The sequence below is a fragment of the Flavobacterium sp. GSA192 genome, assembly GCF_006386525.1.
GTDB lineage: Bacteria > Bacteroidota > Bacteroidia > Flavobacteriales > Flavobacteriaceae > Flavobacterium > Flavobacterium commune.
In genome coordinates this window covers 630,287-643,117 of the sequence record NZ_VAHC01000002.1, presented here as the reverse complement: position 1 = coordinate 643,117, position 12,831 = coordinate 630,287, and the positions used below count along the sequence as shown (strand labels likewise).

The following is a 12,831-nucleotide window of genomic DNA, read 5'->3' as shown; positions in this document are numbered from 1 at the left end:
ATAAATCCTATTTCTCTTATTCCTCACATCGCAAGACTGCAAGATAATCAATTTATTTTTCAAATCAAATGTAAGATAATTTAAAAACCTGAGCCACCTACAGAAATACAAAAAAGAAGCAGCTCAGAGCAACACAAATATCCGATTGATTATCAGCCAGAAAACCTGAAAAAATTATTCATTTAAGGTATTTGTATTTAAAATAATTAATTGTACTTTTGCAACCCCTTTATTGGGGATGGAATGTTTAATTAAAAAATTTTTATTGTGAACGCATTAAGCTACAAGACAATTTCAGCTACAAAGGCAAACTCTACTAAAGAGTGGATCGTTGTAGATGCAGAGGGTCATAACTTAGGACGTCTTGCTTCTAAAGTCGCTATGATTTTAAGAGGAAAGTACAAGCCAAGCTATACCCCACACGTGGACTGTGGAGATAACGTAATTGTTATCAACGCAGAAAAAATCAACCTTACAGGTAACAAAATGGACGAGAAAATTTACATGCGTCACACAGGTTATCCAGGAGGACAAAGAACTTTAACTGCTAAAGTATTGCAAGCTAAAAACCCTGCAGCTTTAGTTGAAAAAGCAGTAAAAGGAATGTTACCTAAGAACAAATTAGGAGCTGAACTTTTCAGAAATTTAAATGTTGTTGTTGGTTCTGAGCACAAACAAGCGGCCCAAAAACCAAGAACTGTTAACCTAAACGATCTTAAGTAATGGGAGTTATTCACAAAATCGGTAGAAGAAAAACCGCTGTTGCACGTGTTTATGTTTCAGAAGGAACAGGAGTAATCACTGTTAACAAAAAAGAATTCGCAACTTATTTCCCTACAGCTACTTTACAGTACAAAGTATTGCAACCAATGTCTATGACAGAAAACGCATCTAACTTTGACGTAAAAGTAAATGTTTACGGAGGTGGTGTAACTGGTCAGGCAGAAGCTGTAAGAATGGCAATCGCTCGCGCAATGTGTGAAGTAAATGCTGAAAACAGAGGTGTTTTAAAACCAGAAGGTTTATTAACTAGAGACCCAAGAATGGTTGAACGTAAGAAATTCGGTCAGAAGAAAGCTCGTAAGAGATTCCAATTCTCTAAACGTTAATATTGCCTGTCTTGTTCACAGGAGCAAGACTTTATTGAATTTATTATTGAATTTAAACAATGTTGTTGTTGTCCCGATGCGTCGGGAAATTAGTTTAGCATCTAAATGTATTTAGCCGAAATTTCGCCATTTATACATTGCTTACTCAACAGAACGTAAACTAGTACAAAAATGTCAAACAAAGTAGAAGTAAAAGAATTACTAGAAGCAGGTGTTCACTTTGGACACATGACTAGAAAATGGGATCCAAACATGGCTCCTTACATTTATATGGAGCGTAATGGTATTCACATTATCAACCTATATAAAACTGCAGCTAAAATCGAAGAAGCTAACGAAGCTTTGAAAAAAATCGCTGCATCAGGTAGAAAAATATTATTTGTTGCTACCAAAAAACAAGCAAAAGACATCGTTGCTGATAAAGCAAAAGCTGCAAACATGCCTTACATCACTGAAAGATGGCCAGGTGGAATGTTAACAAACTTTGTTACTATCCGTAAAGCAGTTAAAAAAATGTCTTCTATTGATAAAATGAAGAAAGATGGTACTTTCAACACTCTATCTAAAAAAGAGCGTTTGCAAGTAGATCGTCTTCGTGCTAAATTAGAAAAAAACTTAGGTTCAATCGCTGATATGTCTAGACTTCCAGCTGCATTGTTCGTAGTAGATATCAAAGCTGAGCACATCGCAATAAAAGAAGCACAAAAATTAAACATTCCAGTTTTCGCAATGGTTGATACTAACTCTGATCCACGTGAAGTAGATTACGTTATCCCAGCCAATGATGATGCTTCTAAATCAATTGAGAAAATTTTATCTTTAGTAACTGCATCAGTTATCGAAGGACTTTCTGAAAGAGGTTCTGAAAAAGAAGTTGAAGTAGCTGAAGAAGCTCCGGCTGCTGAGGCTGAAACTGCTCCTGCAACTGAAGAATAAATAAACTTTTAAATTCCAAATTTTAAATTCCAAATTCCAAAATCAGATTTTTTAACCATCTGATAACGTTGGAATTTGGGATTTGAAGGTTGGAATTTTTACTTTTAACATTAAAACAAAAGATATATTATGGCAACAATTACTGCTGCAGACGTAAATAAATTAAGACAAGCTACAGGTGCCGGAATGATGGACTGTAAAAAAGCTCTTGTTGAAGCGGAAGGAGATTTCGATAAAGCAATACAAAACCTTAGAGAAAAAGGACAAAAAGTTGCTGCTAACCGTTCTGACCGTGAGTCTTCTGAAGGTGCTGCTGTTTCTTTCATCAACGCAGACAACACTAAAGGAGCTATCATCACTTTAAACTGTGAGACTGACTTCGTAGGTAAAAACGAAGCTTTCGTAACTTTAGCTAAACAATTAGTTGAAAAAGCAATCAACTTCTCTTCTAAAGAAGAATTTTTAGCATCTGATTTCAACGGAATTACTGTTGCTGAGAAATTAATCGAGCAAACTGGTGTTATCGGTGAAAAAATCGAGATCGGTGGTTTCGAAATTTTAGAAGGTGCTTACGTTGGATCTTATGTTCACGTTAACAAAATTGCTGCTTTAACTGCAATTTCTGCTCCAGTTGCTAACGCTGAAGCCTTAACAAAAGATATCTCTATGCAAGTTGCTTCTATGGGAGCTGACACATTATCTTACAAAGATTTTGATCCAGCTTTCGTTGAATCTGAACTTGCTGCTCGTATTGCTGTTATCGAAAAAGATAATGAAGAAGCTGCACGTTTAGGAAAAACTTTGAAAAATGTTCCTAAATACATCTCTTTCTCTCAATTAACTCCTGAAGTTATCAAACAAGCTGAAGAAGATGCTAAAGCTGAATTAAAAGCTGAAGGTAAACCAGAGCAAATTTGGGACAAAATTATTCCTGGAAAAGTACAACGTTTCATCTCTGACAACACTACTTTAGACCAAGAAAAAGCTTTATTAGACCAAAACTTCATCAAAGATGATAGTAAAAAAGTTGGTGATTACGTTAAAGGATTCAATGTTGAAATCACTGGTTTCAAAAGAGTTACTTTAGGTTAATCTAACTAGGTTTTATACTTATACAAATCCCATCTCGTTTGAGAAAACGAAATGGGATTTTTTTTGAATTTAACTTTTGTTCCAATCCCAAATTCAAAATAAAGAAACTAAATTTGGTTGAATCAAATCCCAATGTATGTTTCAATCCAAAAAAGACCTTGTTTACGTAATCCTTGCCGGAATTTTTATCACCAATGCCGTTGTAGCCGAAATGATAGGCGGAAAACTCATTTACGTTGGACCATACTTGATGAGTATTGGTATTTTACCCTGGCCGGTTGTATTTGTCACCACCGACTTAATCAATGAATATTTTGGCGAAAAAGGGGTTCGTAAACTTTCTTTAATCACTGCCTGCCTGATTGCGTATTGTTTTGTTTTATTGTTTTTTGCCTTAAAAATTCCAGCTGTCAAAGGCGATGGTTTAGTGACCGATGAACAGTTTTATGCTGTTTTTGGGCAGAGTATGTGGATAATCGTTGGTAGTATCACTGCTTTCTTAATTTCACAATTAATCGATGTGAGTATTTTTCATTTTTTCAAAAAGAAAACCGGTAATAAAATGATTTGGTTACGAAGTACAGGTTCTACCGTTATTTCCCAACTATTCGACAGTTTTATCGTTTTGGGAATTGCCTTTTGGATGACCGGAAAAATCTCCACATCAGATTATATTGCCTCGGCATTTACCGGTTATTTCGTAAAACTGATTATTGCTATATTGCTCACGCCGCTTATCTATTTAGGACATTCGATGATCGAAAAATACATTCATAACAACTAATTATGGAAACAAAAACACGTTGCGCCTGGTGCGAAAAAGACGATTTATACCGTAAATACCATGATGAAGAATGGGGAACTCCTGTTTATGACGACCCTACATTATTTGAATTTTTGACCTTGGAAACTTTTCAGGCAGGATTGAGCTGGTACACTGTTTTGGCAAAAAGAGAAAGCTTTCGCGAAGCTTTTGACCAATTTGATTATCAAAAAATCGCCCAATATCCCGAAGTAAAAATTCAGGAATTAATGACCAATCCCGGAATTATCCGCAACCAATTAAAAATTCGTGCAGCTGTTTCCAATGCACTTGCCTTTATGAAAGTTCAGGAAGAATTTGGCAGTTTTTCTAAATACATCTGGGGTTTTGTTGACGGAAAACCTATTGACAACAAAATCCAAAGTCTTAAAGATGTTCCTGCCACTACTCCACTTTCAGATGCCATTAGCAAAGACTTAAAAAAACGTGGTTTTAAATTTGTTGGTTCTACCGTAGTTTACGCCCATATGCAGGCAACAGGAATGGTTAACGACCACATTGTCGATTGTTGGACAAGAAAATAGTACGTAGTGTTTAGTTTAGAAGTATTCAGTATAAAATTGTTAAACTTCTAACTTCTAAAATCTTATTTCTAACTTTTTCATTACATTTGTCCCACACTTTAGGGGTGTCTGCAATCGCAGGCTGAGATTTTACCCTCTGAACCTGATCTAGTTCATACTAGCGTAGGGAAAAGTAAGATGACTTCCATAGTCCCATTTTTTGGGCAATTGTAGCCATTCCTAAAGTAGTACTCATACTAAATTTAAAAGGAATGGAACTCAAAATCAACAACCAAATCAAACAATTTCAAGCAGATGCGCTAAGCATTCAAGCCTTGCTCGATATTGAAATTCCCCAAAAACAAAATGGCATTGCTGTAGCCGTAAACAGTAACGTAATTCCAAAATCCAATTGGGACAGTCACCACTTATCCGAAACTGACGATATTTTAATTATTTCAGCTACACAGGGAGGATAATATTCAGTTTGCAGACTGCAGTAGTCGGTTTTCAGTCCTAAAGCTGGATAAATTCCAACTCAGGAACTAAAAACCCGTATCAATCTGTGTCTTCGCTTTAGCGAATCCGCCTTATCCGTGTGCCATTGACCATAACAAAATAGACTTTATAACATTAAGATTAAAAATATGACAAACGAAGAACAAATTTCCAGACAACCCTTCCCGAATTCAACCAAAGTGTACATAGATGGTGAAATCCACCCGATAAAAGTGGCTATGCGCGAAATCAAATTATCCGACACTAAACTTTCTAAAGGTGGTGTGGAGAAAAATACTCCGGTAACAGTTTATGATACTTCAGGTCCTTATACCGATCCAAATATCGAAATTGATGTTCGCAAAGGATTACCTCGCATCCGTGAGCAATGGATTCTGGATCGTAATGACGTGGAAGAATTAACCGAAATTACTTCTAATTACGGTAAAGAACGTTTGAATGATGAAAAACTAAATCACCTTCGTTTTGAGTATTTACACAAACCGATGCGTGCTAAAAAAGGAGCGAATGTTTCGCAATTGCATTATGCTAAAAAAGGAATTATCACTCCAGAAATGGAATACATTGCCATTCGTGAAAACCAACGCATCGAGCAATTAGAAACGGCACAAAAAGCAATGCAATGCCAACATGCAGGACATAGTTTTGGAGCCAATACTCCAAAAAGCAAAATCACTCCTGAATTTGTACGCTCTGAAATTGCAGCAGGACGTGCCATCATCCCTAACAACATCAACCACCCTGAAAGTGAGCCGATGATTGTGGGACGTAACTTCCTGGTAAAAATCAATGCTAATATCGGAAACAGTGCCGTTACTTCGTCTATCGAAGAAGAAGTAGAAAAAGCGGTTTGGGCTTGCCGTTGGGGAGCTGATACCATTATGGATTTATCAACTGGAAAAAACATCCACGAAACCAGAGAATGGATTATCCGTAACTCTCCGGTGCCAATTGGGACGGTGCCAATTTACCAGGCTTTGGAAAAAGTAAACGGTATTGCCGAAGATTTAACTTGGGAAATTTTCCGTGATACATTGATCGAACAGGCTGAACAAGGAGTCTCTTATTTCACTATTCACGCAGGAGTACTGTTAAGATATATTCATTTAACAGCTAATCGTGTAACGGGAATTGTATCTCGTGGAGGTTCGATTATGGCTAAATGGTGTTTGTTTCATCACAAAGAAAACTTCTTGTACACGCATTTTGAAGAAATTTGCGAAATCATGAAACAATATGATGTGGCTTTCTCTCTTGGAGATGGTTTGCGTCCGGGTTCTATTGCCGATGCGAATGATGCCGCACAATTTGCTGAATTGGAAACCTTAGGCGAACTGACAAAAATTGCCTGGAAACACGATGTTCAGGTATTTATCGAAGGACCTGGTCACGTACCAATGCACATGATTAAAGAGAATATGGACAAACAATTAGAACACTGTTCTGAAGCGCCATTTTACACGCTAGGACCATTAACTACTGATATTGCTCCTGGTTATGACCACATCACTTCTGCCATTGGTGCAGCAATGATTGGCTGGTATGGCTGTGCGATGTTGTGCTATGTTACTCCAAAAGAACACCTTGGCTTACCAAACAAAAAAGACGTAAAAGACGGTGTTATCACCTATAAAATTGCGGCTCACGCTGCCGACTTGGCTAAAGGACATCCGGGAGCACAATACCGAGACAATGCGTTGAGTAAAGCCCGTTTTGAATTCCGTTGGGAAGATCAATTTAACTTAGCACTTGATCCTGATACAGCAAGAGAATTCCACGATGAAACCTTGCCAGCTGACGGAGCTAAAGTAGCGCATTTCTGTTCTATGTGTGGACCTAAATTCTGCTCTATGAAAATATCACAGGAAATCCGTGATGTTGAAGAAGCTAAAAAAGGAATGCAGGAGAAATCAGAAGAATTTATTGAGCAAGGAAAAGAAATTTATATTTAAAAAGCAGGGAGTCTGAAGCGGGAAGCAGGAAGTACAACTTTACTTCTAACTTCCCACTCCCAACTCCCAGCTCCCAACTTCTAACTTCTAACTTAAAATGATTGTCATCTCCAATCCAACAGCGATAGCTAATGAAATCAATACCATCCATGCTCTTTTCGAGCGTGGATTGGAATTGTTTCATGTTCGAAAACCTGATTTTTCAGAGCAGGAAATAAAAGCTTTTGTTTTAGAAATAGGATTGGATTATAAAGAAAAACTCGTTTTACACAGTCATCATCAATTGGCGGAAGATTTAGGAGTTATCCGGATTCATTTTCCTTCAACGAGTAGACCTGACAGCTTTCAAAAATCTGAAGGCTTTACAGTATCTACTTCGACACATTCTATCGAAGAATTTAATGTGTTGTCTGATGATTTTGATTATGCTTTTTTGAGTCCTGTTTTTCCTTCTATTTCAAAAGAAAACTATGTCCCAAAAACAAATTTATTCGAAGAAATTAAAAACAGAACCAATTTCAGCACAAAAACAGTGGCTTTGGGAGGAATTTCGGCAGCAAATATTAAGCAAACTCTAGAAAGAGGCTTTGATGATGTTGCTCTTTTAGGAAACATTTGGAACACGGAAAATCCAATTAAAAATTTTGAATCATGTCAACAAATCGTCCTTTCGTTTTAAGTATAGCTGGTTTTGATCCATCAGCCGGCGCAGGAGTTTTGGCTGATATTAAAACATTCGAACAACATCAGGTTTATGGATTTGCCATCAATACAGGCAACACCATTCAAACCGAGAGTGATTTTTTGGAAATGCAATGGACGGCACTTGATTTTGTTTTGAGAAGTATTGAAGTATTATTCCAAAAATACCCTGTAAAAGCAGTAAAAATCGGGATTGTTCCTTCATTAGACTATTTGAAAGAAATTGTTTTTACCATAAAAAGGCTTTCGCCAAAAACCAAAATAGTTTGGGATACAGTGTTAAAATCAACAACCGATTTCAGTTTTTTAAACATCCAAAATCAAGCTGTTTTAATTGAAACACTCAATCAGATTGATTTGATTACGCCTAATTACAACGAAATTTTGCAGTTGGATCCAAATGAATCAGAAGCTGGTTTAATTGCCAAAAAACTTTCTGAACACACTGCTGTTTTCCTTAAAGGAGGACATCGGTTGGAGGAAATTGGCACAGATAATCTGTATACCAAAAATGAAGTTGTAAAACTTTTGCCAACAGAAACAAAACTTTCAGAAAAACACGGTTCCGGTTGTGTATTATCGGCAGCAATAATAGCAAATCTGGCTTTAGAACAGGATTTGAAAAAAGCTTGCAGCAATGCTAAAAATTATATCGAAAGTTACTTAAAATCTAATCCCACCTTAATAGGATATCATTATGTATAGCAAATTACAATACATCTCGCAAGGAAACACCAGCGAAGAACAATTACAAAACATCCGAAAAGCTCTGGAAAATGGTTGTAATTGGATTCAACTTCGTTTTAAAAACAGCAGTAAAATAGAACTTTATGCACTAGCCGTATATACTAAAGAATTATGCGATGTTCACAATGCTGTTTTCATCATTAATGACAATGTAGAATTAGCCAAAGAAATCAATGCTGACGGCGTTCATTTAGGCTTAACCGACATGAAAATTGAAGAAGCCAGAGCTATTTTAGGCGAAAACAAAATCATTGGAGGAACGGCTAACACTATCCATGACGTACTTCTAAGAATAAAAGAAAACTGTGATTACATTGGACTTGGTCCTTTTCAATATACCGAAACCAAGACAAATTTGAGCCCTATTTTAGGTTTACAAGGTTATCGTTCGATTATAGAAATTTTAAATACTAATGCCTTCGAAATTCCGATTTACGCTATTGGAGGCATCACATTAGAAAATATAGATGATCTGATGGAAACAGGAATTCAGGGAATTGCTGTTTCGGGTTTAATTACAAATAGTGACAATCCATCAGAATTAATTAACCAACTTAAAGAAAAATTATATGTTACCATTTAATATAGGAGACAAAAGTTTCGAATCCCGGCTGTTTTTAGGAACAGGAAAATTTGGTTCGAATATACAAATGGAAGAAGCTATTTTAGCTTCGGGCAGCGAATTAGTAACCGTTGCCCTAAAGCGCGTTGACTTAGAAACAGAAACCGATGCTATTTTATCGCATTTGAAACATCCGCATATTAATTTATTACCTAATACTTCGGGTGCCCGAAATGCAAAAGAAGCTGTTTTTGCAGCACAATTAGCAAGAGAAGCACTAGAGACAAATTGGTTGAAACTAGAAATCCATCCCGATCCAAAATACCTGCTACCCGATCCAATTGAAACTCTAAAAGCCACCGAAGAATTGGCTAAATTAGGTTTTGTCGTTTTGCCATACATCCATGCCGATCCTGTTTTATGTAAAAGATTAGAAGATGCCGGAACAGCAGCTGTAATGCCTTTGGGATCACCAATAGGAAGCAACAAAGGACTAAAAACTATCGATTTCCTGGAAATTATCATCGAACAATCTAAGGTTCCTGTGATTATTGATGCGGGAATTGGAGCACCATCAGATGCTGCCAAAGCTATGGAACTGGGTGCCGATGCCGTTTTAGTAAACACCGCAATTGCAGTAGCCGGAAATCCAAAAATGATGGCTGAAGCATTCAAAGAAGCTGTAATTGCAGGAAGAAAAGCCTACGAAGCCAAACTGGGACAGCAATACTCGCATGCAATAGCATCAAGTCCATTGACGTCGTTTTTATATGAATAATTTTTCAACCGCAAAGTTCGCAAAGCAAAGCGCCAAGAACGCAAAGCTTAGTGAACTTTGCGTAAATCTTTGTGCCCTTTGCGGTTAAAAACTATGACAACATTTAAATCGGTTTTTGAACAATACAACTGGAACGAAATTCAATCCAAAATTTATACTACTACAGCCAGGCAAGTAGAACAATCATTGTCGAAATCAAAAAGAAATCTTGATGATTTTTTGACTTTAATTTCTCCTGCTGCTCAGCCGTATTTGGAACAAATGGCGCAATTAAGTCATGAATTGACTAAAAAAAGATTTGGTAAAACGATTCAGATGTATGCTCCGTTGTATCTAAGTAATGAATGCCAAAACATTTGCACCTATTGTGGTTTTAGTCTGGATAACAAAATCAAACGAAAAACCCTCACGGATTCGGAAATAAAAATCGAAGCCGAAGCCTTGAAAAAAGCAGGATTTGATCATGTTTTATTGGTTACCGGCGAAGCCAATTACACCGTAAACATCAATTACTTCCTGAATGCAATTGAACAAATAAGAGAACAATTCTCTATTATTTCTGTCGAAGTACAACCACTTTCACAGGAAGAATACGAGCGATTGCATGAAGCAGGAGTCTATTCGGTTTTAGTGTATCAGGAAACCTACCATCAGGAAGTCTATAAAAAATACCATACCAAAGGCAAGAAATCAAATTTTGATTTCCGTCTTGACACTCCTGACCGAATTGGGAAATCGGGTATTCACAAAATTGGATTGGGCGTTTTATTAGGTTTAGAAGATTGGCGCACTGACAGTTTCTTTAATGCCTTGCATTTGGATTATTTGCAAAAGACTTATTGGAGAACCAAATACGCAGTTTCGTTTCCAAGGCTACGCCCCGCCGAAGGAATTATCGAACCCAATTTTATCATGGACGATAAGGATTTAACCCAACTAATTTGTGCTTACCGTTTGTGGAATGAAGATGTGGAAATTTCAATTTCTACCCGCGAGAATGAAAAATTCAGAAATAACATTATTCCGATTGGAACTACCAGTATGAGTGCCGGTTCTAAAACTAATCCAGGAGGTTATGTGGTTGACCCACAATCATTAGAGCAATTTGAAATTAGTGATGAACGTTCAGTAGCAGAAATTGCAAGAATTATTACCGAAAGAGGATACGAACCTGTTTGGAAAGATTGGGACAGAACTTTTGATTTTAAATTTTAGATCAACGATTTTAGATTGCAGATGTAATGAGCGTAATACAAGATTTTTTAAGATACAATCGACAGGTAATTTTACCTGAAATTGGAGAAGAAGGACAAGAAAAATTAAAAAGTGCCAAAGTACTTGTTATTGGTGCCGGCGGTTTAGGCTGTCCTATTTTACAATATCTGGCTCCTGCAGGTGTTGGAACCATTGGCATTGTAGATTTTGACACTATCGAAATTCATAATCTTCACCGTCAAATTTTATATACCGAAGAGCAACTAGGATTAAGCAAAGCCAATACAGCAAAAGCGACTATCGAAAAACTAAATCCGTTAATTACAGTTTCGGCTTTCGAAGAAAAACTAACCGCTGAAAATGCTTCCAGAATTATTGCCGAATTTGATATCGTAGTCGATGGTTCTGATAATTTTAGTACCCGCTATTTAGTGAATGATACTTGCGTAACTTTAGGAAAACCTTTGGTTTATGGCAGTATTTTAGGTTTCGAAGGTCAGTTAGCTGTTTTTAATCATCAGGGAAGCAAAAATCTACGTGATTTATTTCCTGAACCGCCTAATCCTAAAGATGTACCTAATTGTAGTTTTAATGGCGTTTTAGGTACTTTACCGGGGATGATTGGCACCATGATGGCACACGAAACCTTGAAATTAATTATCGGTTTACCGGGTTTAAAAAATGAATTGGTCTTATATAAAACCCTGGATTGGAGTTTTACTAAATTAACTTTTTAAAATTGTCATAAACTCATCGCGTTCAATTTCGCGACAGCCTAAACTTTCAAGATGAGAATTATAAACCTGACAATCGAGGAGTTTGTAATTCTCATTTTTAAGTTTCTCAACTAAGGCTATAAAAGCTACTTTAGAAGCATTGGAAACCGAAGAAAACATACTTTCTCCACAAAAAATGTGTCCCAAATCGACTCCATATAAACCACCAACGAGTTCATCATTCTGCCAAACCTCAACCGATTTGGCTATTCCTAATTCATTGAGTTTACAATAGGCTTCAATCATGTCATTAGTAATCCAGGTTCCGTTTTGACCCTCTCGTTTTATGTTTTGACAATTAGAAATCACATCCCTGAAATTCTGATTGAAAGTCACTTTGAACATTTTCCTGTTCAGGATATTACGCATGCTTTTAGAAACTACCAATTCATCCAGAAACAAAACCATTCTGGGATTTGGCGACCACCAGGTAATAGGTTCCCCATCTTCAAACCAAGGAAAAATTCCGCTATGATAAGCCAATTGCAATCTCTCAGGAGACAAATCGCCACCTAAGCCTATAATTCCAGAGGAATGGGCTAAATGAACAGGCGGAAAAAATAAGTCTTGAGATAAATAATACATGCTTAAATTTCAAAAATCAATGGCAATGGCAAAACAAAAAAGTCAGAAATTCAAGTAAACTCAAACTTCTGACTTCTCCCGATAGCTATCGGGACTTCTGACTTTTTTAATTCTTAGAACGGCAAATCGTCCGGTTCGTCTTCGTTTAAGTTGGTAGCTGGTGCAAATGCAGGAGCAGCAGGCATTGGCGCAGCAGCAGGAGCTTCTGCAGCCATTTTTTCGATTCTCCAACCTTGGATACTGTTAAAATATCTTGTTTCTCCTTGTGGATTTACCCATTCTCTACCTCTTAAATTGATAGATACTTTTACTGCTTCACCAATATTGTAATTGTTCAACAAATCACATTTATCTTGTGTAAACTCAATCATTATATGTTGAGGATATTGCTCCTCTGTAGTTACAACTACTTCTCTTTTTCTAAATGATGCACTAACTTGTTGCTCTGGATTAACAACTTTAATTTTCCCTGTAACTTCCATCTTCGTTATTTTAACTGTTATATAATATTATTTTTCAAAAGCATTCCTAA

The 12,831-nt window shown here is 36.7% G+C and carries 16 protein-coding genes and 1 riboswitch; of the genes, 14 read left to right on the top strand and 2 right to left on the bottom strand.

The window, feature by feature from the left end; all coding sequences use genetic code 11:
• Positions 1–267 precede the first annotated feature (267 nt).
• From rplM to FDM27_RS06715, 14 genes are all read left to right on the top strand, one after another.
• A complete protein-coding gene (gene rplM / locus FDM27_RS06780; protein ID WP_071184712.1) occupies positions 268–723 on the top strand; it encodes a 50S ribosomal protein L13 in 456 nt (151 codons plus the stop codon).
• Positions 723–1,109 carry a 30S ribosomal protein S9 gene (rpsI, locus tag FDM27_RS06775; protein ID WP_071184711.1) on the top strand — a complete coding sequence of 129 codons (387 nt, stop codon included), beginning with the start codon at positions 723–725 and terminating at the stop codon, positions 1,107–1,109. Before rplM ends, rpsI begins: the two co-directional genes overlap by 1 nt.
• 171 nt (positions 1,110–1,280) lie before the next feature.
• Positions 1,281–2,045, top strand: coding sequence for a 30S ribosomal protein S2 (gene rpsB / locus FDM27_RS06770; protein ID WP_140485689.1), 765 nt, complete (start codon positions 1,281–1,283; stop codon positions 2,043–2,045).
• A gap of 129 nt (positions 2,046–2,174) precedes the next feature.
• Positions 2,175–3,137, top strand: coding sequence for a translation elongation factor Ts (gene tsf / locus FDM27_RS06765; protein ID WP_035656929.1), 963 nt, complete (start codon positions 2,175–2,177; stop codon positions 3,135–3,137).
• A gap of 136 nt (positions 3,138–3,273) precedes the next feature.
• On the top strand, positions 3,274–3,921 hold the full coding sequence (locus FDM27_RS06760; RefSeq protein WP_140485688.1) for a queuosine precursor transporter: 648 nt from the start codon (positions 3,274–3,276) through the stop codon (positions 3,919–3,921).
• 2 nt (positions 3,922–3,923) lie between these two features.
• Complete coding sequence (locus FDM27_RS06755; RefSeq protein ID WP_140485687.1) at positions 3,924–4,484, top strand: DNA-3-methyladenine glycosylase I; 561 nt, start codon at positions 3,924–3,926, stop codon at positions 4,482–4,484.
• 90 nt (positions 4,485–4,574) lie between these two features.
• Positions 4,575–4,670, top strand: a riboswitch (TPP riboswitch).
• A 65-nt stretch (positions 4,671–4,735) separates the two neighbouring features.
• Positions 4,736–4,942, top strand: a complete 207-nt coding sequence (gene thiS / locus FDM27_RS06750) for a sulfur carrier protein ThiS (RefSeq protein WP_071184706.1) — start codon at positions 4,736–4,738, stop codon at positions 4,940–4,942.
• Between the two features lie 168 nt (positions 4,943–5,110).
• Entirely contained in the window at positions 5,111–6,934 is a 1,824-nt protein-coding gene (gene thiC / locus FDM27_RS06745; RefSeq protein WP_140485686.1) for a phosphomethylpyrimidine synthase ThiC, read from the top strand.
• A 97-nt stretch (positions 6,935–7,031) separates the two neighbouring features.
• On the top strand, positions 7,032–7,613 hold the full coding sequence (locus FDM27_RS06740) for a thiamine phosphate synthase (RefSeq protein WP_140485685.1): 582 nt from the start codon (positions 7,032–7,034) through the stop codon (positions 7,611–7,613).
• Positions 7,586–8,341: a hydroxymethylpyrimidine/phosphomethylpyrimidine kinase gene (locus FDM27_RS06735; RefSeq protein ID WP_140485684.1), complete on the top strand. Its 756-nt coding sequence runs from the start codon at positions 7,586–7,588 to the stop codon at positions 8,339–8,341. Before FDM27_RS06740 ends, FDM27_RS06735 begins: the two co-directional genes overlap by 28 nt.
• A complete protein-coding gene (locus FDM27_RS06730) occupies positions 8,334–8,966 on the top strand; it encodes a thiamine phosphate synthase (protein WP_140485683.1) in 633 nt (210 codons plus the stop codon). The genes FDM27_RS06735 and FDM27_RS06730 overlap by 8 nt, the downstream gene beginning before the upstream one ends.
• Positions 8,953–9,723: a thiazole synthase gene (locus FDM27_RS06725; RefSeq protein WP_140485682.1), complete on the top strand. Its 771-nt coding sequence runs from the start codon at positions 8,953–8,955 to the stop codon at positions 9,721–9,723. The genes FDM27_RS06730 and FDM27_RS06725 overlap by 14 nt, the downstream gene beginning before the upstream one ends.
• Positions 9,724–9,816: 93 nt before the next feature.
• On the top strand, positions 9,817–10,938 hold the full coding sequence (gene thiH / locus FDM27_RS06720; protein WP_140485681.1) for a 2-iminoacetate synthase ThiH: 1,122 nt from the start codon (positions 9,817–9,819) through the stop codon (positions 10,936–10,938).
• Positions 10,939–10,964: 26 nt separating this feature from the next.
• The gene (locus tag FDM27_RS06715; RefSeq protein WP_140485680.1) at positions 10,965–11,675 is read left to right on the top strand and encodes a HesA/MoeB/ThiF family protein; all 711 of its coding nucleotides are present in this window, start codon (positions 10,965–10,967) and stop codon (positions 11,673–11,675) included.
• On the opposite strand, the gene aat is transcribed toward FDM27_RS06715, so the two are convergent.
• Positions 11,664–12,299, bottom strand: a complete 636-nt coding sequence (aat, locus tag FDM27_RS06710; RefSeq protein WP_071184698.1) for a leucyl/phenylalanyl-tRNA--protein transferase — start codon at positions 12,297–12,299, stop codon at positions 11,664–11,666. The two genes, FDM27_RS06715 and aat, sit on opposite strands and share 12 nt — an antisense overlap.
• Positions 12,300–12,412: 113 nt before the next feature.
• Positions 12,413–12,781 (bottom strand): DUF3127 domain-containing protein, encoded by a 369-nt coding sequence (locus tag FDM27_RS06705; RefSeq protein WP_071184697.1) that lies wholly within the window; start codon positions 12,779–12,781, stop codon positions 12,413–12,415.
• Between the last annotated feature and the right edge of the window lie 50 nt (positions 12,782–12,831).

Excerpts from the sequence above, each read along its gene's own strand:
- FDM27_RS06725 (WP_140485682.1), top strand. The coding sequence starts at position 8,953 with ATGTTACCATTTAATATAGGAGACAAAAGTTTCGAATCCCGGCTGTTT.
- FDM27_RS06735 (WP_140485684.1), top strand. The coding sequence starts at position 7,586 with ATGTCAACAAATCGTCCTTTCGTTTTAAGTATAGCTGGTTTTGATCCA.
- FDM27_RS06760 (WP_140485688.1), top strand. The coding sequence starts at position 3,274 with ATGTTTCAATCCAAAAAAGACCTTGTTTACGTAATCCTTGCCGGAATT.
- FDM27_RS06730 (WP_140485683.1), top strand. The coding sequence starts at position 8,334 with ATGTATAGCAAATTACAATACATCTCGCAAGGAAACACCAGCGAAGAA.
- tsf (WP_035656929.1), top strand. The coding sequence starts at position 2,175 with ATGGCAACAATTACTGCTGCAGACGTAAATAAATTAAGACAAGCTACA.
- FDM27_RS06705 (WP_071184697.1), bottom strand. The coding sequence starts at position 12,781 with ATGGAAGTTACAGGGAAAATTAAAGTTGTTAATCCAGAGCAACAAGTT.
- thiS (WP_071184706.1), top strand. The coding sequence starts at position 4,736 with ATGGAACTCAAAATCAACAACCAAATCAAACAATTTCAAGCAGATGCG.
- thiC (WP_140485686.1), top strand. The coding sequence starts at position 5,111 with ATGACAAACGAAGAACAAATTTCCAGACAACCCTTCCCGAATTCAACC.
- aat (WP_071184698.1), bottom strand. The coding sequence starts at position 12,299 with ATGTATTATTTATCTCAAGACTTATTTTTTCCGCCTGTTCATTTAGCC.
- rpsB (WP_140485689.1), top strand. The coding sequence starts at position 1,281 with ATGTCAAACAAAGTAGAAGTAAAAGAATTACTAGAAGCAGGTGTTCAC.
- FDM27_RS06740 (WP_140485685.1), top strand. The coding sequence starts at position 7,032 with ATGATTGTCATCTCCAATCCAACAGCGATAGCTAATGAAATCAATACC.
- thiH (WP_140485681.1), top strand. The coding sequence starts at position 9,817 with ATGACAACATTTAAATCGGTTTTTGAACAATACAACTGGAACGAAATT.
- FDM27_RS06715 (WP_140485680.1), top strand. The coding sequence starts at position 10,965 with ATGAGCGTAATACAAGATTTTTTAAGATACAATCGACAGGTAATTTTA.
- FDM27_RS06755 (WP_140485687.1), top strand. The coding sequence starts at position 3,924 with ATGGAAACAAAAACACGTTGCGCCTGGTGCGAAAAAGACGATTTATAC.
- rpsI (WP_071184711.1), top strand. The coding sequence starts at position 723 with ATGGGAGTTATTCACAAAATCGGTAGAAGAAAAACCGCTGTTGCACGT.